The following is a 17,653-nucleotide window of genomic DNA, read 5'->3' as shown; positions in this document are numbered from 1 at the left end:
GGCTGCCGCCGCAAAGGCCTGGGTTCACAGATGACACGCGGTCGGGTCGAACGGCGCCCGAAGTCACCGGCAACGCACCGGCGCGCAGCGTTCAACCGCCCGACTTCTTGGCCGTGAAGCCGCGCTTGGTCAGTTCGGCGAGCAGCAGTTCGACATGCTCGCCCTGGATTTCGATGACGCCATCCTTGAGCGCGCCGCCGGTGCCGCAACGGCGCTTGAGTTCGGTGGCCAGCGCTTTCAACGGCTCGGCCGCCAGGGCCAGGCCGCTGATGGTGGTGACGGTCTTGCCGCCACGGCCCTTGCTCTCGCGCCGCACGCGGGCGATGCCGTCGCCTTGCGGCACGTGCTGCTGGCAGATGCAGGCATCGACCGGCTGGCTGCAGTCGGGGCAATGGCGGCCGGCATCGGTGGAATAGACCAGACCGCCGAGGGCGGCGAAGGAGGAGGATTTCTTGGCCACGTTCGTGCCTCTTGTTGAGGGCAGAAACTGATCGAGCCTGGTGCCGGGCCGACCGCGAGGCCCCACTCTGGCAGGGGCGGCGCTGATTGTCGCGGTACACGCGGCAACCCATAAAGGGCGCGCAGTTTAACCAGAAAAAGCCTAAGGCCCAAGTAGCGGAATGCGCCATTTTGCGCCTGTTTTGCGACCTTGCCGGAGGCGCCGCCAGGTCAACGGCCGAGCGCGCGACGGTAGCGTTGCAACGCGGCCAGGGAATCGGGGCAGTAGGGTTTGCTCAGGCTGTCGGCTTGCGCTTGGTCGAGGCTGACGAAGCGCGCTTCCAGCACCTCTTCGGGTTGCAGGCGCAAAGGGCCGTCCCACACCGCAGAGAACACCGCGCACCACAAATGGTTGTCGGGTTGGTCGAAGAAGAACTTTTCGTGGAAGCGCAATGCCACGCCGCTCACGCCCAGCTCTTCTTCCAGCTCACGGGCGGCCGACTGCGCGTAGCTTTCGTCGGGCCCGACCATGCCACCGGCGGCCACGTCCCAGTAACCGGGGTACAGCGCCTTGCTCAAGGTGCGGCGGTGTACGCACAGCTCGCCCTGGCTGTTGAACAGGAGAATGAACGTGCCACGGCCGATCAGCGCGCGCTCGCGCAGTTCGGCCCGCGGCAGGGCGCCGAGCAAGCGGTCCTGGGCGTCCACCCAGGCGACCCGCTCGACATCGGAGGCCGCGCGGTGCGCGGCCTCCAAGGGGTCGATCGGCATGTCAGCCCTGGGACAGCAGCTGACGCAGGTCGATCACTGCGGCATTGGCACGGGAGATGTAGTTGGCCATCACCAGCGAGTGGTTGGCCCACATGCCGAAGCCACTGCCGTTGAGCACCATCGGGCTCCACAGCGGTTCCTGCGAGGCTTCCAGCTCGCGGATGATCTGCCGCACGCTGACCGTGGCGTTCTTCTTCGCCAGCACGTCGGCGAAGTCGACTTCGATGGCGCGCAGCAGGTGCGACAGCGCCCACGCCTGGCCACGGGCCTCGTAGAACACGTTGTCGATCTGCAGCCAAGGCGTTTCCACCAGCTCCTCGTCCACCTGCGGCGCCTGGCCAGGCACGATGGCTTCGGTTTTCAGGTTGCTGTTGAGCTTGACCCGACCGACGCTCGCCGACAGGCGCTGCGACAGCGAACCCAGACGGGTGGCGACGTCGCCCAGCCAGTTGTTGAGGTTGTCGGCCCGGGTGTAGAAGATCGCGCCCTTGTCACCGGCGGCCAGGCGCGCCTGGTAACGCGACAGCGACTTGATGCCTTCCTCGAACTCCGATTCGCTCGATGGCAGGATCCAGCTCTTGTGGTCGAAGTTGAAGCGCGGCTCGGCCTTGGCCAGGTCCGCGTCCTCGGTGGACTGCGACTGGGAGCGGGCGAAGTCCTTGCGCAGTGCGCGGGACAGGTCACGCACCTGGACCAGCACGCCGTATTCCCAGCTCGGCATGTTGTCCATCCACAGGCCTGGCGGGAACCGGTCGTTGGCGATGTAGCCGCCCGGCTTGTTCAGCAGGGTGCCGGAGACGTTCTTCAGGGTTTCGACGGTGGTGTAGCCCACGACCATCTTCTGGCCGGACTGCTGGGCGGCGGTCTGCGCGGTCTGCTGCACCGGGAACAGGTCGGGCTCCTGACTCCAGTACCAGCTCAGGCCGATGCACACCAGCAGGTACACACCGATGACCGCAGCCAGAGTGCGGCCCCAGATGCCGCCACGGCGTCGGGGGGTGGCTTTGCGGGATTCGGCCCGCTCGCTCGGCGCGTCGGCGGCCTCGCGTTTTTTCCAGTCCAGCATGGCTTTTGTCCTTAATCAGTCACGTCGAGTGCGAAACGTTGTACGGAAACCACCCCACCATGGGCAGGCGCTTTCACGACAGGGCCTGGGCCTTGGACCACAGGGTAACGCTAGGGTGCCACGGCAGATCACCGGCTCGGCACTATAAAGCAGACGCCTTCATGCGCATACGCGACTCACCGCTCGGCGGCCCGTGTAGAAAGATGGTGCATTTTGTCGCATGGCAGCGGGCAGTTGGCCCCCGAGCAGTGCTAGCATGGAGCCACTATCGGACTGCGACCGCAGTGAGCCCATGAACCCACCCCTTACCCCCCCCTCCGTCCCCTCAAGGTCTTCGCGCATGCACCAAGTGCTGCAACAAACCCGCGATGTCCTGCTGCTCTGGCAACGCCTGCACCACACCGATCCGACCCGCACCGGCCTGCGCTACCTGCACAAGGCGAGCCTGCGCCTGTGGCGGACCGCCGAGCAGTGCGAGCACGCGCAACAAGTGGCTGCGGCCCAGGCGCTGTGCGCACAGCTCGAGCCGCTGCTCGAAGGCCAGCCGTCATTGCCGGCCGGCGCGCTGGATGCGCTTGCGCCCTTGATCCAGCAACTGGCCCGCAGCAGCCTGCGCCGTGACGACCAGTTCGACGATGTGCTCCTGCCGGCCTTGCGCCGGCCGCTGTACCTGTTGTTGCAAGATGCGCAAGCGGCCGAGCGGCTGGTCCAGCAACTGGCGTTCTTCGGCCTGGCGGCGCAGGCCCTGGACAGCGTCGACGCCTTGCGCAGCGCGCTGGCCGAGGCGCCGCCGGGAATCGTGGTGCTGGACGTGGATTTCGCCGGCCCCGGTCGCGGCCTGCAATTGGCCCAGGCCCTGCAAGCCGACGCCGAACCCCCGCTGGCGCTGTTGTTCTTCAGCCAGGACGACAACGACACCTGCGCACGGCTGAGCGCGGCGCGGGTCGGCGGCAAAGCGTTCCTCACCGGCACGCTGGAGGCCTCCGCGCTGCTGGAAAAGATCGAACGCTTGCACGACTCCGCCGACCTCGACCCGTTCCGCGTGCTGATCATCGACGACTCGCGCGCCCAGGCGCTGTATACCGAGCGCATGCTCAGGCACGCGGGGATCGCCACGCGGGTGCTCATCGAGCCGCTGCGCACCATGGACATCCTGGCCGACTTCCAGCCCGACCTGATCATTCTCGACATGTACATGCCGGGCTGCACCGGCTCGGAACTGGCACGGGCCATTCGCCATAACGACCGCTACGTGAGCGTGCCGATCATCTACCTGTCTGCCGAAGCCGATCTGGACAAGCAGCTCGAGGCCATGAGCGAAGGCGGCGACGACTTCCTCACCAAGCCGGTGCAGGCTCGGCAACTGGTCACCACGGTGCACAACCGCGCGGCCCGTGCGCGTCTCTTGCAGGCGCGGCTGGTGCGCGACAGCCTGACCGGGCTGTACAACCACACGCACATCCTGCAGCTGCTCGAAGACTGCAGCCATCGAGCGCGCCGGGAAGGCCAGCCGCTGAGCTTCGCCATGCTCGACATCGACCACTTCAAGCGCATCAACGACGTGCATGGCCACCCCACCGGCGACCGCGTGCTCAAGAGCCTGGCGCTATTCCTGCGTCAGCGTCTGCGGCGCACCGACTTCATCGGGCGCTACGGCGGCGAGGAGTTTGCCATCGTGATGCCCGACACGCCACTGGACGCGGCCTATCGCCTGCTCGACGACCTGCGCCAGCGCTTTGCCGAGCTGCACTACCCGGCCCATCCGCAGCCGCTGAACTGCACCTTCAGCGCGGGCGTGGCCAGCCTGGGTGACGGCATGGACGCCTCGCTGCTGGGCAACATCGCCGACGAAGCGCTGTACGCTGCCAAGCACAGCGGCCGCAACTGCGTCCTGAAAGCCGACCCTGCCTCGTAGAAGCGGCCGGTCAGGTGTTCTAAGTAGCCGCGATGGCCTTGACCCACACCGCCCAGGATCGATGTGGCGCCTGGATCAGGGCGGCGCTGCCGCCCATCTCGGCTAATCGGAGCGCCGAACCGGCCGCCCCTACAAATTGGCCTGATTTCACTGGGGGAGCGGCCGGTTCGGCACTTCGATTAGCCTTGCCTACGCCTTGGCCCTCACTGCAGGAGCGGCTGCAGGCGATTGCCGTCATCAACCGGTCATCAATTGGCAATACCGTCAGCGCGGTCATCCCCCTGCCGGAAGTGCGCGGCCATGCGTCTGAAGCTGCTGACCAACCTCAACACCCTGCTGCTGGTAACGGTGTGCATCGCCTTGGGCGCGACCCTGTGGTGGTCGCAGCAGGCCTTGCAGCGCCCGTACCAGATGATGGAACGCTACCTGACCTTGGCCCAGCGCTTCCAGAACGAAGGCGCCGCCAACGTCCAGGCCTACCTGGGCAGTGGCGATGCGCTGCGCCACGCCGCCGCCATCCAAGCCATCGAGCAGCTGCAGGAAAGCCTGAGCGCCTGGCCCGGAGCCTTGGCCGACGGACTGCACCCGAGCCTGGACGACCTGCAGCGTTTCGCCGCAGCCGACCTGCTGGCCGCCGGCAAGCTGGCCGCCGACCCGCAGGCCCTGCTGTTGCAGGCCGAACGCGAGCTGGGCGCGACCCTCGAGCAACTGGCGCGCTATGCGGCCGATGGCGGCGGCTCCGCCGCCGACGGTTATCGCACGCCGCTGCTGGACGCCGCCGTGCACTTGGCGCGGCTGTCCCTGGCACGCGACAAGCTGGTCAGCAGCGGTCGCGCCGAGTTGGCCGACGAGGTGCAACGCGAACTGCAACTGATCGATGCCCAGGCCAGCCTGCTCGACGCCCTGCCCCTGCTCGGCGTGAACGCTGCAGCGACTTCGGGCAGCGACGACTTCGCCGCGCTCATGGGTTTGCAGAGCGACGCCGAGAAGGCTCCGCAAGACCTGGGCATCGACCTCAAGCGCCAACTGCGCAGCCTCATCGACCGCTACCCGACCGAACTGCAGCGCACCCGCGCGCAGATCGAGCAGCGCGCCGCCCTGGCCGCCAGCACCGAACAGCGCCTGGGCGCGGTGCGCAGCGCGATCGCCGCCATGGAGCCGCAAGTGCGCGCCCTGCACGGCCAGATCCAGAGCGAGGTGCGCACCCTGCAAGGCCTGATGATCGCGCTGATACTGCTTATCGCCGTGCTCATCGACACCCTCCAGCGCCGCCTTGCGCGCACCCTGAGCAACCTGGCTCCGGCTCTGTCGCGCTGGGCCGAGGGCGATTTCGCCCAGCCCATCGCCCTGGGCCGCAGCAACCGCGAACTGCATGACATCCAAGCCTCGCTCAACCGCCTGCGCCATTACCTGGTGGAGCTGATCGGCACGCTGCGCCACCACGCCGAGCAGGTGGGCGGCAGCAGCCACGCCCTGGCCGACATGAGCAGCGCTTTGCACGACGGCGCCGAACGCCAGGCCGGCGATACCGCGCTGATCCGCGACGCCTTGGGCGAACTGGAAGCCACCATCGTCCAGGTCGCCAGCGACGCGAGCGCCGCCGCTGGCGCCAGCCAGGACGCCGGCAGCGCGGTCGCCCAGGGCCAGCAGGTGATCGGCAGCAGCCTGGCGGGCTTGCGCACCTTGGTCGAAGAGGTGCAGGGCAATGCGCGCAGCATCGAGCAGCTGGCCGAGGAATCGGCCACCATCGGCAGCGTGCTGACGGTGATCCGCTCGATCGCCGAACAGACCAATCTGCTGGCCCTGAATGCGGCCATCGAGGCCGCCCGCGCCGGCGAGATGGGCCGCGGCTTCGCCGTGGTCGCCGACGAAGTGCGCTCGTTGGCCCAGCGCACCACCGGCGCCACTGGCGAAATCCAAAGCCTGATCGACCGCCTACAACAGGCTGCACGCCAGTCGGTGGAGGGTATGCGCGCGCAGCTCGAGCATGCCCGCCATACCGCCAGCCAGGCCCAGGCCGCCGACGGCGCGCTGGACGAGATCGTGCGCGCCATCGCCACCATCGCCGACACGGCCGTGCGCATCGCCGAAGCGACCGCCCAGCAGCGCGGCGCCGTCGGCGAGATCCGCGACCACAGCGAGCGCATCCATGCCTTGGGCAACGACAACCTGCAACGCATCGGCGAAGGGCGCGAGCAAGGCGGCCAGTTGTTGCGCCTGGGCGGCGAGCTGAACACGGCGGTGCGCGCGTTTCGGGTGTGATGAACCCGCATCGATGGCCAGAAAAACCGTCCGGCGCTGGCACGGGCGCCGAGCGATCGGTCATCCGTTCTGTCTGAGCGGCGGCTGAATGCAGCAATGCGTGTTGCGCCCGGTTGCAAGGAACCCGCACACAAGACCTGCGAGTAGCGCTTGAGCCCGGCGTAGGCAGCAAAGGACCCGGTCGCCCATGTGCTCTGGACGACGGATCGAACACGGCGATACGCGTGTCTTGTCCCAAACGGGCGCGCGACGCCTGGAGCGCCATGTGGCATCCATGACCCTTGCCGGCAACTCCGCTATCATGCGCGCACGTTCCACCTAGCGAGTCCGCCATGCGCCGCCTGTTTTTCCTGTTGATCCTGCTGCTGGCCAGCCCCGCCTTCGCCGCCGGGCTGCTCGGCGACCGACCGAGCGCCACCCTGGGCGCAGCGCCTGGCAGCAACCAGGCCGACTTCCTGCCGGTCGAGCAGGCCTTCCAGCTGAGCCTGGTCAAGAGCGACGCGCAGAGCGTCACCCTGCGCTTCGTCGCCACCGACGGCTATTACCTGTACAAGCACCGTTTCCAGTTCCACAGCGAACCGGCGGGGCTGGCCCTGGGCGCGGCGCAGATTCCGCCGGGCCAGGCCAAGCACGATGAGTTCTTCGGCGACGTCGAGGTGTACCACGATGTAGTCGACATCCGTGTGCCGCGCCAGGACGTACCGCAAGCCTTCACCCTGCTGGTGGGCTACCAGGGTTGCGCCGACAAAGGCCTGTGCTACCCGCCGCAGACGCAGCGCCTGAGCATTCCCGGAGACGGCCCCGCCGCTGGAGCCGCAGGCCTTGCCTCCGAACAGGGCTGGACCTGGAAATCCCTGCTGCTGTTCTTCCTCGCCGGTGTCGGCCTGACCTTCACCCCCTGCGTGCTGCCGATGCTGCCGATCCTCTCGGGCGTGGTACTGCGTGGGCAGGTGGGCGGCGGTCGCGGGTTGGCGCTGTCGCTGGCCTATGTGGTGCCGATGGCGGCGAGCTTCGCCGTGCTGGGCGCGCTGATGGGGCTGTTCGGCGCCGGCCTCAACCTGCAGGCGCAATTGCAATCGCCCTGGGTACTGGTGCCCTTTGCGCTGTTCTTCGTGCTGTTTGCCCTGGCCATGTTCGGACTGTTCGAGATCAAGCTGCCACAACGCTTGAGCGACCGCCTGGACGGCATGGCCCAGCGCACCCGCGGCGGCTCGCTGCTGGGCGCGGCGGTGCTCGGCGTGCTGTCGAGCCTGCTGGTATCGCCTTGCGTTTCCGCGCCGCTGGCCGGCGCCCTCTTGTACATCAGCGCCAGCGGCGATGCCTTGGGCGGTGCGCTGAAGCTGTTCGCCCTGGGCCTGGGCATGGGCGCGCCGCTGGTGCTGGTCGGCGTGGGCGGAGCGGCCTGGTTGCCCAAGAGCGGCGCCTGGATGAACACCGTGAAGAACGCCGTCGGCGTGCTGCTGCTGGGGCTGGCCATCGGCCTGCTCAGCCGTGTGCTGCCGGGGCCGGCGACGCTGCTGTTGGTGGGCCTGCTGGCGGCGGGCGTAGCGCTGTTCCTCGGCGCCCTGGAGTGGGCGCAGGTGAAGACCCCGCACCAGCGCCTGGCGCAATTGCTGGGCCTGCTGTTGCTCACGTATGGCCTGGCTTGCTGGTACGGCGCGCTGAGCGGCCAGGGCGACCCGCTGCGCCCCTTGCCCCAGGCCGCAGCGCCCGGCGTGGCCCAGACCGCCGCCGGCGCCGAGCGCTGGCAGACCCTGAGCACCCCGGCCGCGCTCGACGCCGCGCTGGCCGAGGCCAAGGCCGCCGGCCGCCCGGTGCTGCTCGATTGGTACGCCGATTGGTGCATCAGCTGCAAAGTCATCGAACACGAAGTGCTCAACGCCCCGGCCGTGCAGCGACCTTTGAACGACTTCACCCTGCTGCGCCTGGACATCACCCAGAGCAACGCCGAACAGCGCGCCCTGCTCGACCGCTACGGCCTGTTCGGCCCACCCGCGCTGTTGTTCTTTGCGGCGAACGGCGACGAACTGCGCGCAGACCGCGTGGTGGGCGAAGTGAACGTCGACGACTTCGTCGCCACCTTGGGCCGAGTACGCAGCAAACTTCTGCCCTGACGCCCACTTGTCACCCAAGTGACTCATTTCTGGCTTTTAGTCACGTACTTTGGGCGAACCTCGCTCATCGTGCTGACTATTGCCGGGAACTGGACACTCAAAGCGGTTTGCGGCATAGTCGCCGCGCTGTGTCGAATTGCCCTACAAAACCAAGGAATCGCAGATGGCAACCCTACTGGTGCTGCATGGCCCCAACCTGAACCTGCTAGGCACCCGCGAACCGGGCCACTATGGCGCCACTACGCTGCCGCAGATCAATCAGGACCTGGAGCGACGCGCCCATGCTGAGGGTCATCGCCTGCACGCTTTGCAGAGCAATGCCGAGCACGTGCTGATCGAACGTATCCACGCCGCGCGCGACGAAGGCGTCGATTTCATCCTGATCAATCCGGCGGCGTTCACCCACACCAGCGTCGCCTTACGTGACGCATTGCTGGCGGTGAGCATCCCATTCATCGAAGTGCACCTGTCCAACGTGCACAAGCGCGAACCGTTCCGTCACCACTCTTACTTTTCCGACGTGGCGGTCGGCGTGATCTGCGGCCTGGGCGCCATGGGCTATCGCCTGGCCCTGGAGTCCGCGTTCGAACACCTGGCTGCGCACGCACAGCCCTGATGACACACAGCCGTGGCCTTGGGCCGCGGCTTCGACTGAACGTTGCTGATACGTTTTCAATTTACATCCCCGACCGAATCCTGGGAGTCGCTTAATGGATATCCGTAAAGTCAAGAAACTGATCGAGCTGCTGGAAGAGTCTGGCATCGACGAGTTGGAGATCAAGGAAGGCGAAGAGTCCGTCCGCATCAGCCGTCACAGCAAGACCCCGGCCGGCCAGCAGTTCTACGCACCCGCTCCGATGGCCGCCCCTGCGCCTGCCGCCGCTGCCGCACCGGTCGCTGCCGCGCCGGCTGGCGAAGCCGCCGCACCTGCGCTCAAGGGCACCGTGATCCGCTCGCCGATGGTCGGCACCTTCTACCGCAAGCCGTCGCCGACCTCGCCGAACTTCGCCGAAGTCGGTCAATCGGTGAAGAAGGGCGACACCCTGTGCATCGTCGAAGCCATGAAGATGATGAACCACATCGAAGCCGACATCGGCGGCGTCATCGATGCCATCCTGGTCGAAGACGGTCAGCCGGTTGAGTTCGACCAGCCGCTGTTCACCGTCGTTTGAAGCGCGGAGAGCCAACGATGTCTGGGAAGCTCGAAAAAGTCCTGATCGCCAACCGGGGTGAAATCGCCCTGCGCATCCTGCGTGCCTGCAAAGAGCTGGGTATCAAGACCGTCGCCGTGCACTCCACGGCCGACCGCGAACTGATGCACCTGGGCCTGGCGGACGAATCGGTGTGCATCGGCCCGGCGCCGTCCAACAAATCGTACCTGCACATCCCGGCGATCATCGCGGCGGCCGAAGTCACCGGCGCCACGGCGATCCACCCCGGCTACGGCTTTCTGGCCGAAAACGCCGATTTCGCCGAGCAGGTCGAGAAATCCGGCTTCGCCTTCATCGGCCCGAAAGCCGACACCATCCGCCTGATGGGCGACAAGGTCTCGGCCAAGCACGCCATGATCAAATCGGGCGTGCCGACCGTACCGGGTTCCGACGGCCCGCTGCCCGAAGACGAAGACGCCGCGCTGGAAATCGCCCGCAAGGTCGGCTACCCGGTGATCATCAAGGCCGCTGGCGGCGGCGGTGGCCGCGGCATGCGCGTGGTGCACAAGGAAGAGGATCTGATCGCCTCGGCCAAACTGACCCGTACCGAAGCCGGTGCGGCGTTCGGCAACCCGATGGTGTACCTGGAGAAATTCCTCACCAATCCACGCCACGTGGAAGTGCAGGTGCTCTCCGACGGCCAGGGCAACGCCATCCACCTGGGTGACCGCGACTGCTCGCTGCAACGCCGCCACCAGAAGGTGCTGGAAGAAGCGCCGGCCCCCGGCATCGACGAAACCGCGCGCCAGGAAGTGTTCAAGCGCTGCGTGGACGCGTGCATCGAGATCGGCTACCGCGGCGCGGGCACCTTCGAGTTCCTGTACGAGAACGGCAGCTTCTACTTCATCGAGATGAACACCCGCGTCCAGGTCGAGCACCCGGTCTCGGAGATGGTCACCGGTATCGACATCGTCAAGGAGATGCTCAGCATCGCCGCCGGCAACAAGCTGTCGTACCGCCAGGAAGACGTGGTCATCCGCGGCCACTCGCTGGAATGCCGGATCAACGCCGAGGACCCGAAGAAATTCATCCCCTCCCCCGGCACCGTCAAGCATTTCCACGCGCCGGGCGGCAACGGCGTACGGGTCGACTCGCACCTGTACAGCGGCTACTCGGTACCGCCGAACTACGATTCGCTGATCGGCAAACTGATCGTCTACGGCAAGGACCGCGAAGAAGCCCTGGCGCGTATGCGCAATGCCCTGGACGAGATCGTCGTCGACGGCATCAAGACCAACATCCCGCTGCACCGCGACCTGGTGCGCGATGAAGGGTTCTGCAAGGGCGGCATCAACATCCATTACCTCGAGCACAAACTGGCCAACCAGGACTGATCGAGCAGTGATGCGATGACCAAAAACAGCCCCGGCCTTGCGCCGGGGCTGTCGTTTTCACAGGCCGCTGACCTCCACCAGGCTGATGGCATGCTCTTGGTAATCGGCGCTGCCTACTGCGGCACCCGCACGGTTGCGCACTACGCCATCGCTGCCCTGCACCAGCGGCTCGGAGCGTACCCGGCCCATGAACTGCCGCGCGCGCAACGCCAGCGGACCCGGCGCGCCCTGCTGCGCCGAGCGCAGCAGCGGATCGAGCACGCGCTCGACCAGGTCGCCGTGCAGGGTATAGACCCGGGTCAGGCCGGTGCGCAGGTCCAGCGTCATGCCGTAGGTGTTGCCGAAACAGCTGGACCAGGACCAATGCTCCCAGGTCGGCCGTAGGCCGTTCTGGCGCAATACGGCGCGCACCGGCTCGCCGATGCTTTCGCCCCCCAGCCAATCGCCGCCGGCCATCACCGCGCTGACCCTGTCCGAAGCCTGGCTGCGGATGCGCGCCAGCACGCCATGCACCGACTGCTCGATCAAGGGCTTGATGTTGTGGTCGAAATGGATCACCGCGCCGGCCTGGGTGGTGGGGTTGTACAGCGACACGGCCACGCAGGTCTGGGCATTGAGGGTGAACAGGTAGTTGTCGTCGGCTTCGCGGCCCAGGCGCGCCACCACCGCTTCGCCTTGCAGCGCGCCACGCCGGTTGTCCGGCTGGCCAGCGCCGCCTGTGATCTGCCGAGGGCTGGTGATGCGCCCCGCGTCGCGTGCCGGTGCACCGCCGCGCAGGCCGGTACTGTTGGGCAGCCAGCGCCCCTGTGGCCCCAGGACTATGGCTTCGCGGTGATAGCTGGCGGGGTTGTTGCCCTTGACCACACGCAGCGTGTCATGGGCCTTGTCGTATTCGACCTTGTACAACCGGCCTTGCTGGCGGATGAAGTATTCGGCGCCGCTGGCATCGGCGCTGGCCGTGGAGCGCCAAGTGCCGGCCCAAATCCCTTCCTCGCCGACTTCGTGCAAGGTCGGCGGTGCATGCCGCACGGCCCAACGCCGATCGAAGCGCATGACCGGCTGGCGAGTCGCCTGGCTCAATCCGGGACGTGGTCGCGATCCATACCGGTACACATCGCGCACCAGCGGCCTGACCGCCTGCAGGCTCACACCGGGCAGGTGGGCCAACAGCCCAAGCGCGCCCCAGGACACCTCCAACCAGGCTTGCAGCGCGCGCGCCGTATCGCCCTTAGTGTGTGCGATGACCGCCTCGCGCAGCGCGGCGGCAACGAACCAGGCGCCGATGAAGGCTGCGAAGGGCGCACAGACCATGCTCAACGGCACGGCGAACAGCAGGCCTTTGACCACTTGGTCGCGGATCACCTCGGCGCGGCTGGCGGTAGCGTCCTCGACATCGGCCAATGCGTGCTCGATGTACAGGTCGTACTCGTTCGCCAGGCCCGCCACCTGATTGAGCCGGCGCAGCGCATCGCGATGGCCGTCGCCGCGGGCCAACGCTTGCAAGCGCGCAAGCACGGCCGCGTGCTGCTCCAGGCGCGTGCGCGCCAGCAGGTGACCGCGCAACGACCCGCCCGCCGCGCGGTCGAGCTCGGCGTAAGGGCGCAGCCGGATGCCGTCGGGTGCGACGGGGGTGTACAGCCAGTCCCGAACCGTACCGCCCTGCATCCAGCGGAACACGTACACGCCCAGGATCGGCGCGTCAGCCACGGTGAGCCGCACCAGGCCGGAGGTATCCAACACGGTTTCGGCCGTGTCCTGAGGCAAGTCCAGGGTAACGGTCGCGGCCAAGGCATTGACGCGGGCCATCAGCCCTGCATGGGTGGCGCGGTCGATGTGCCCCCTGGCCAAGGCCTCGCGCACGTCGCGGTGCATGCCGGTGGCCAGGGCGCGGGCGAAGGTCTGACGCTTGAGGCCGTAGTCGGCGCCTTGCAGGTGCTGGGCGCGCATCGCCGCCGCGTACCTTTCGCCCAGGTAGGCGCGCCGCGCATAGCGCGCCAGATCGGCACTGCGCAGGGCGCTGAGGTCTTGGCCGACGCTGGAGCGCACGCCATGCTCGGGGTGGTCGATGCCGCTGTTGTCGTCGTAGCCGAAGCTCACCAGATCGACCAGGTTGACCGACGCCACGCGGCCGTCCACCAGACCTGGCCGGTAATCGATGATGATCGACTCGGGATCGACCGCCTCTTCCAGCCCCTTGCTGCGTAGGTAGGGTTCGATGGCCTGGGCGATGGCGCCACGCGCGTAGCGCTGGAAACTCTGCCAGCCGCCCAGGGCATCGGCAAAGTCTTGCTCGGCATGGCCCGCCTGCTGGCGCAGCAGGTTGATCGCCCGCTGTTCTTCCAGCGCCAGCGCGCTGTACCAGGCCGGTACCTGGTTTTCCGACGCCTCGTCGAGCCGGGCCTGGAGATGCGCCCGCACGCTGTGCTCGAGCGCTTGGCGATAACCGTCGAATGGGCTCAGGTGCTCCTGTTCGGCAGACCAGCCGCTGGGCTTTTCCAGCACCGCTTCGATCGCCTGGGCCACCCGCTCGCGTTCGGCCAACGCTACCTGCGCCTGCACATACGCGCGCCCCGGTGCCTCGCGCAACCAGCCCACCAACTCTTCGGACAGTTGCAAGGGCGAGCGCAGCACCACCCACTCCTGCCCGTCGGGCTTGCCGGGGGCATGCAGCAGCAACGTCTGCGGCCTGCCTGCGTCGCCGCTCAGGGCGAACACGCGCAAATCGGCGCACAGCGCCCCGAACACACGCACGCCATTGACCACGACCCCCGCGCCGGTGCCGGCCGCCACCTCCAGCACACGTGCATGCTGGACGTCGGTCATGTGCCCGGCATAAGCGCCGACCCGCGCGCTGTACTTGAGTGCCAGGTCGGCCGCATCGAGCAGCGCGCTGTGCACCTCGGTCTGCGCGGCGTGCTGGCGCAGCGCCTCGGGGTAGCCGGCCAGGTAGTCGGCGCCCGACAGCAACTGCCGCACCTGCTCGACCGTGGGCACTGCGCCCAGGCGTACGGCGCTGCTGATGTCGACGACTTGGTAGAGCGGCTCGAGGTCCAGCGCACCGCGGCTGGCCAGCTCGCTCAGCGTGAGCTCGACGGGTGGGCGGTCGGGGGCAGCGTGGCGCAGCAGGCGCAGGCGGATCAAATCGGGCGAGAGCTCGTTGTCGCACTGCTCGCGCAGCGCTTCACCGAGCCGTTGGCGTATATGGGATTGCAGGTCGATCACCGGTGAAAACAACACCATGGCGCGCTGCTCGGCGGCGCGCCACAGTTCCAGCGCCTCGGTGAGGCGCGCGCTCTGCGCATCGTCGAGCCGTTTGCGCCAGTCCGGCAGTTGCGCCCTGCTCAAACGGTCGATGGCCCCGCGCTGCGCGTCGCTGGCCAGGGCCGGCAACACCGCCTGCTCGTGCCAGGTCTGTTGCAGCGACTCGATCAGCAGGCGCACCCCTGGCGCGTCCATGCCGGTCAGGGCCTGCGGCTGCAAGGCTTCGCCCATGGCCTGGAGGTGGGCGTCCAGCCAGGCATCGAGGCACGAGCGGAAGTCTTGGGCCGCGTCGATGCCCGCCGGTGTGGAGCTCCAATAGCGACGCACGGCGTCCTCGTAATGCTCCAGCAAACGGCTGCCCAAGCTCTCGACCAGTTGCAAGGTGATTTCGCGGCGCACTTCGGGGACTTCCTGGACGCTCAGGCCTTCCCAACGCCAAGGCGCGTGCCGGGCCTGGTCGTAGACTGGCGGCGCCTGATCGATGTGCCGCAGCAAGGCGGCGTCGAGCATGTCCTGGACGAAGCGCGGGTCGATCGGTCCTGGAAAGTAGGTCCGCAACTCGACGCCGACCTGCTCTTCCAGCACTTCGAGAAAACGCGGCTGGGCGCGCAGGCGCGGTTCGACGTGCACGGTCCACGCGACCAGCCGGTCGAGTGTCGTGGCGATGGCGGCAGGCACCAGCGGGGTATCGGTCGATGTGCTCACAGGGAAGGCTCCAGGCAGACGAAAGGGCCGCTACCCTGCGCCGCGTGCTGCCTGAGCAAGGGCTATTTATTGCTGTCCCAGCGCGGGAGTTCCCCATTTCCCGGTGCCTGGCGTAGACTGCGCGCTTTGCGCAGCCCTGCCGCTGCCCCGTCGATTTTCTGAGGTACCCGCCATGCCCTGGCTGCAAGTACGCCTGGCCATCAGCCCGGAACAAGCCGAAACCTACGAAGATGCGCTGCTCGAAGTCGGCGCCGTATCGGTCACGTTCATGGACGCCGAAGACCAGCCGATCTTCGAACCCGATCTGAACACCACGCCGCTGTGGTCCAACACGCACCTGCTGGCGTTGTTCGAAGCCGACGCCGAGCCGCAGGCGGTGTTCGCCCACCTGCAATTGCTCACTGGCGCCGCGCTGCCCGAGCACCATGCCGAGGTGATCGAAGACCAGGATTGGGAGCGCAGCTGGATGGACAACTTCCAGCCCATGCGCTTCGGTCGGCGTCTGTGGATCGTGCCGAGCTGGCATGACGCGCCCGAGCCTGAAGCCGTCAACCTGCTGCTCGACCCGGGCCTGGCCTTCGGCACCGGTACTCACCCCACCACCGCGCTGTGCCTGGAGTGGCTCGACGGCCAGCCCCTGCAAGGCACGCAGGTCCTGGATTTCGGCTGCGGCTCGGGCATTCTGGCCATCGCCGCGCTGCTGCTGGGCGCGCGCGAAGCGGTCGGCACCGACATCGACGTCCAAGCGCTGGAAGCCTCGCGCGACAATGCCGGGCGCAACGGCATCGCCGAACAGCGCCTGGCCCTGTACCTGCCCGAACACATGCCGGCCATGCAGGCCGACGTGCTGGTCGCCAACATCCTGGCCGGGCCGCTGGTGTCGCTGGCCCCGCAACTGGCCGGCCTGGTGCGCGAGGGCGGGTCGCTGGCGCTGTCGGGCATTCTCGCCGAACAGGGCGAGGAGGTGGCGGCGGCCTATGCCGACGCGTTCGACCTCGACCCGATCGCCGAGCGCGACGGCTGGGTACGCATCAGTGGCCGCCGCCGCGCAGGGTGAAACCCCTGCCCCAGGGCCTGGCGCAGCCTGTGCGCAAGGCCTGGAGCGGGCCTGCCGAGCGTCCGCGGCGTTGGGCCACCGGCCCGCGCGAGCGCGCCGTATCGTTCAGGTGTCGTGTAACGTCTGAAATCACTTTCCGCCCACCACCACGGACCGCCGCATGACCGACAGCTTCGTCACCCAGTGCCCGCAATGCCAGACACGCTTTCGCGTGACGCATCACCAGTTGAGCGTGGCCCGTGGCGTAGTGCGCTGCGGTCAATGCTTGCACGTGTTCAGCGCGGCCCGACAGTTGCTGGAGCAAAGCCAGGCGGCCACCGGCCAGGCGCTGGCAGCCGCAGCCGACGGTCTGCCGCCTGCGGTGCCAACGGCGAGGCCCACCGAACCGAGCCTGCCGCCCGTGGCGGTGGCGCCCGTCGCGTCGACCCAGGCCGACTGGGACGCCACCCATTCGGCGCTCGACGCTCTGGACCTCGACCAGGCACTGGCCACGTTGGAACGCCGGCACACCGCCGTGCCTTCCGACGACGCGGCGCAGCATGCGCCCTTGCACGCCCGGCGCGACGACATCGGGCTCGACGAACACCTGCACGAACCCTTCGGCACCGCCGACCGTGGCCATGCCGACGAATCGGCGTTACCCATCGCACCTGTGCCCACCCTGGTGGAAACCCCGCAAGCCGACGAACGCCACGACGATCCGCGCACCGAACCGACCTTGCGCCTGGACGCCGATGCGCCGGAACCCTTCACCGACGAGCAGCCGCGTCTGGGCAAGCCGCTGCCCGACGAACACGTGGCATCCCTGGACGGCCTCAGTGCCCTGGACGACGAACCCTATGGCGAACGCCTGTCGGCCCGTGCGCAGGCCGACGAGCCGGACCATGGCCAAGCCCCCGAGGAGCGCCTGGAACCGAGCCTCGGCCCGCGTCCAGCGCGCGGCCTGCGCAGCGAACCTTTGATCGATGTGGTCGACGACCCGCTGCAATTGGGCTGGGAAGCGCCACCGCCACGCTGGGGACGACGTTTGCTATGGGGCCTGGCCTGCGTGCTGGCTCTCGGCGTGCTGGCCTACCAATACGTGGCCTACCACTTCGACGAACTGGCCCGGCAGGACAGCTACCGCCCGCTGTTCCAGCAGGTCTGCCCGCTCGTGGGCTGCACCGTGCCGACCCGCGTGGACGTGCAGCGCATCAAGAGCAGCAACCTGGTGGTGCGTAGCCACCCCGACTTCAAGGGCGCGCTGATCGTCGATGCGATCATCTACAACCGCGCGCCGTTCAGTCAGCCGTTCCCGCAGCTCGAGCTGCGCTTCGCCGACCTCAACGGCCAACTGATCGCCAGTCGACGCTTCAAGCCCAGCGAGTACCTGTCCGGGGAGCTGGCGGGACGCGGCGACATGCCCAGCCAGACACCGATCCATATCGCCCTGGACATTCTCGACCCGGGGCCGAAGGCGGTGAACTACAGTTTGAGCTTCCGCTCGCCGGAGTAAGCCGAACACTCCGAATCCGGCCTC

The 17,653-nt window shown here is 67.6% G+C and carries 12 protein-coding genes; 8 read left to right on the top strand and 4 right to left on the bottom strand.

Annotation, left to right across the window (positions count from 1 at the left end; all coding sequences use genetic code 11):
- Positions 1–91: 91 nt before the first annotated feature.
- From AA0Z93_RS10225 to AA0Z93_RS10215, 3 genes are all read right to left on the bottom strand, one after another.
- Complete coding sequence (locus AA0Z93_RS10225; protein ID WP_413045425.1) at positions 92–460, bottom strand: translation initiation factor Sui1; 369 nt, start codon at positions 458–460, stop codon at positions 92–94.
- Between the two features lie 209 nt (positions 461–669).
- Positions 670–1,209, bottom strand: coding sequence for an NUDIX hydrolase (locus tag AA0Z93_RS10220; RefSeq protein ID WP_413045426.1), 540 nt, complete (start codon positions 1,207–1,209; stop codon positions 670–672).
- A gap of 1 nt (position 1,210) precedes the next feature.
- Entirely contained in the window at positions 1,211–2,275 is a 1,065-nt protein-coding gene (locus AA0Z93_RS10215; protein ID WP_313741397.1) for a DUF2333 family protein, read from the bottom strand.
- 340 nt (positions 2,276–2,615) lie between these two features.
- On the opposite strand from AA0Z93_RS10215, the gene AA0Z93_RS10210 reads away from it, so the two are divergent.
- The 6 genes from AA0Z93_RS10210 to accC all read left to right on the top strand — a co-directional run bounded on the left by AA0Z93_RS10210 (position 2,616) and on the right by accC (position 11,111).
- The gene (locus AA0Z93_RS10210) at positions 2,616–4,190 is read left to right on the top strand and encodes a diguanylate cyclase (RefSeq protein WP_413045427.1); all 1,575 of its coding nucleotides are present in this window, start codon (positions 2,616–2,618) and stop codon (positions 4,188–4,190) included.
- Positions 4,191–4,490: 300 nt separating this feature from the next.
- Positions 4,491–6,452, top strand: a complete 1,962-nt coding sequence (locus tag AA0Z93_RS10205; RefSeq protein WP_413398578.1) for a methyl-accepting chemotaxis protein — start codon at positions 4,491–4,493, stop codon at positions 6,450–6,452.
- A gap of 332 nt (positions 6,453–6,784) precedes the next feature.
- Complete coding sequence (locus AA0Z93_RS10200; RefSeq protein WP_413045428.1) at positions 6,785–8,566, top strand: protein-disulfide reductase DsbD; 1,782 nt, start codon at positions 6,785–6,787, stop codon at positions 8,564–8,566.
- Between the two features lie 163 nt (positions 8,567–8,729).
- Positions 8,730–9,182, top strand: coding sequence for a type II 3-dehydroquinate dehydratase (gene aroQ / locus AA0Z93_RS10195; RefSeq protein ID WP_413045429.1), 453 nt, complete (start codon positions 8,730–8,732; stop codon positions 9,180–9,182).
- 94 nt (positions 9,183–9,276) lie between these two features.
- The gene (gene accB / locus AA0Z93_RS10190) at positions 9,277–9,738 is read left to right on the top strand and encodes an acetyl-CoA carboxylase biotin carboxyl carrier protein (protein WP_413045430.1); all 462 of its coding nucleotides are present in this window, start codon (positions 9,277–9,279) and stop codon (positions 9,736–9,738) included.
- Positions 9,739–9,755: 17 nt separating this feature from the next.
- Complete coding sequence (gene accC / locus AA0Z93_RS10185) at positions 9,756–11,111, top strand: acetyl-CoA carboxylase biotin carboxylase subunit (RefSeq protein ID WP_296269347.1); 1,356 nt, start codon at positions 9,756–9,758, stop codon at positions 11,109–11,111.
- 57 nt (positions 11,112–11,168) lie between these two features.
- Here the strand turns inward: accC and AA0Z93_RS10180 are convergent, their stop codons facing one another.
- Positions 11,169–15,077, bottom strand: coding sequence for a hypothetical protein (locus tag AA0Z93_RS10180; protein WP_413045431.1), 3,909 nt, complete (start codon positions 15,075–15,077; stop codon positions 11,169–11,171).
- Between the two features lie 172 nt (positions 15,078–15,249).
- Here AA0Z93_RS10180 and prmA point away from each other — a divergent pair, with 172 nt between their 5' ends.
- The gene (prmA, locus tag AA0Z93_RS10175) at positions 15,250–16,134 is read left to right on the top strand and encodes a 50S ribosomal protein L11 methyltransferase (protein ID WP_413045432.1); all 885 of its coding nucleotides are present in this window, start codon (positions 15,250–15,252) and stop codon (positions 16,132–16,134) included.
- A 160-nt stretch (positions 16,135–16,294) separates the two neighbouring features.
- Positions 16,295–17,629 (top strand): DUF3426 domain-containing protein, encoded by a 1,335-nt coding sequence (locus AA0Z93_RS10170; protein ID WP_413045433.1) that lies wholly within the window; start codon positions 16,295–16,297, stop codon positions 17,627–17,629.
- The last annotated feature ends 24 nt before the right edge of the window (positions 17,630–17,653 follow it).

The organism is Pseudomonas phoenicis (assembly GCF_047302395.1).
Lineage (GTDB): Bacteria > Pseudomonadota > Gammaproteobacteria > Pseudomonadales > Pseudomonadaceae > Aquipseudomonas.
The sequence above is the reverse complement of the archived record's forward strand: the minus strand, read 5'-3'. Positions and strand labels throughout refer to the sequence as shown.

Bases quoted from the DNA above. Each gene is read 5' to 3' on its own strand.
- AA0Z93_RS10215 (WP_313741397.1), bottom strand. From the start codon at position 2,275: ATGCTGGACTGGAAAAAACGCGAGGCCGCCGACGCGCCGAGCGAGCGG.
- AA0Z93_RS10210 (WP_413045427.1), top strand. From the start codon at position 2,616: ATGCACCAAGTGCTGCAACAAACCCGCGATGTCCTGCTGCTCTGGCAA.
- AA0Z93_RS10205 (WP_413398578.1), top strand. From the start codon at position 4,491: ATGCGTCTGAAGCTGCTGACCAACCTCAACACCCTGCTGCTGGTAACG.
- AA0Z93_RS10200 (WP_413045428.1), top strand. From the start codon at position 6,785: ATGCGCCGCCTGTTTTTCCTGTTGATCCTGCTGCTGGCCAGCCCCGCC.
- accC (WP_296269347.1), top strand. From the start codon at position 9,756: ATGTCTGGGAAGCTCGAAAAAGTCCTGATCGCCAACCGGGGTGAAATC.
- accB (WP_413045430.1), top strand. From the start codon at position 9,277: ATGGATATCCGTAAAGTCAAGAAACTGATCGAGCTGCTGGAAGAGTCT.
- AA0Z93_RS10220 (WP_413045426.1), bottom strand. From the start codon at position 1,209: ATGCCGATCGACCCCTTGGAGGCCGCGCACCGCGCGGCCTCCGATGTC.
- AA0Z93_RS10170 (WP_413045433.1), top strand. From the start codon at position 16,295: ATGACCGACAGCTTCGTCACCCAGTGCCCGCAATGCCAGACACGCTTT.
- prmA (WP_413045432.1), top strand. From the start codon at position 15,250: ATGCCCTGGCTGCAAGTACGCCTGGCCATCAGCCCGGAACAAGCCGAA.
- aroQ (WP_413045429.1), top strand. From the start codon at position 8,730: ATGGCAACCCTACTGGTGCTGCATGGCCCCAACCTGAACCTGCTAGGC.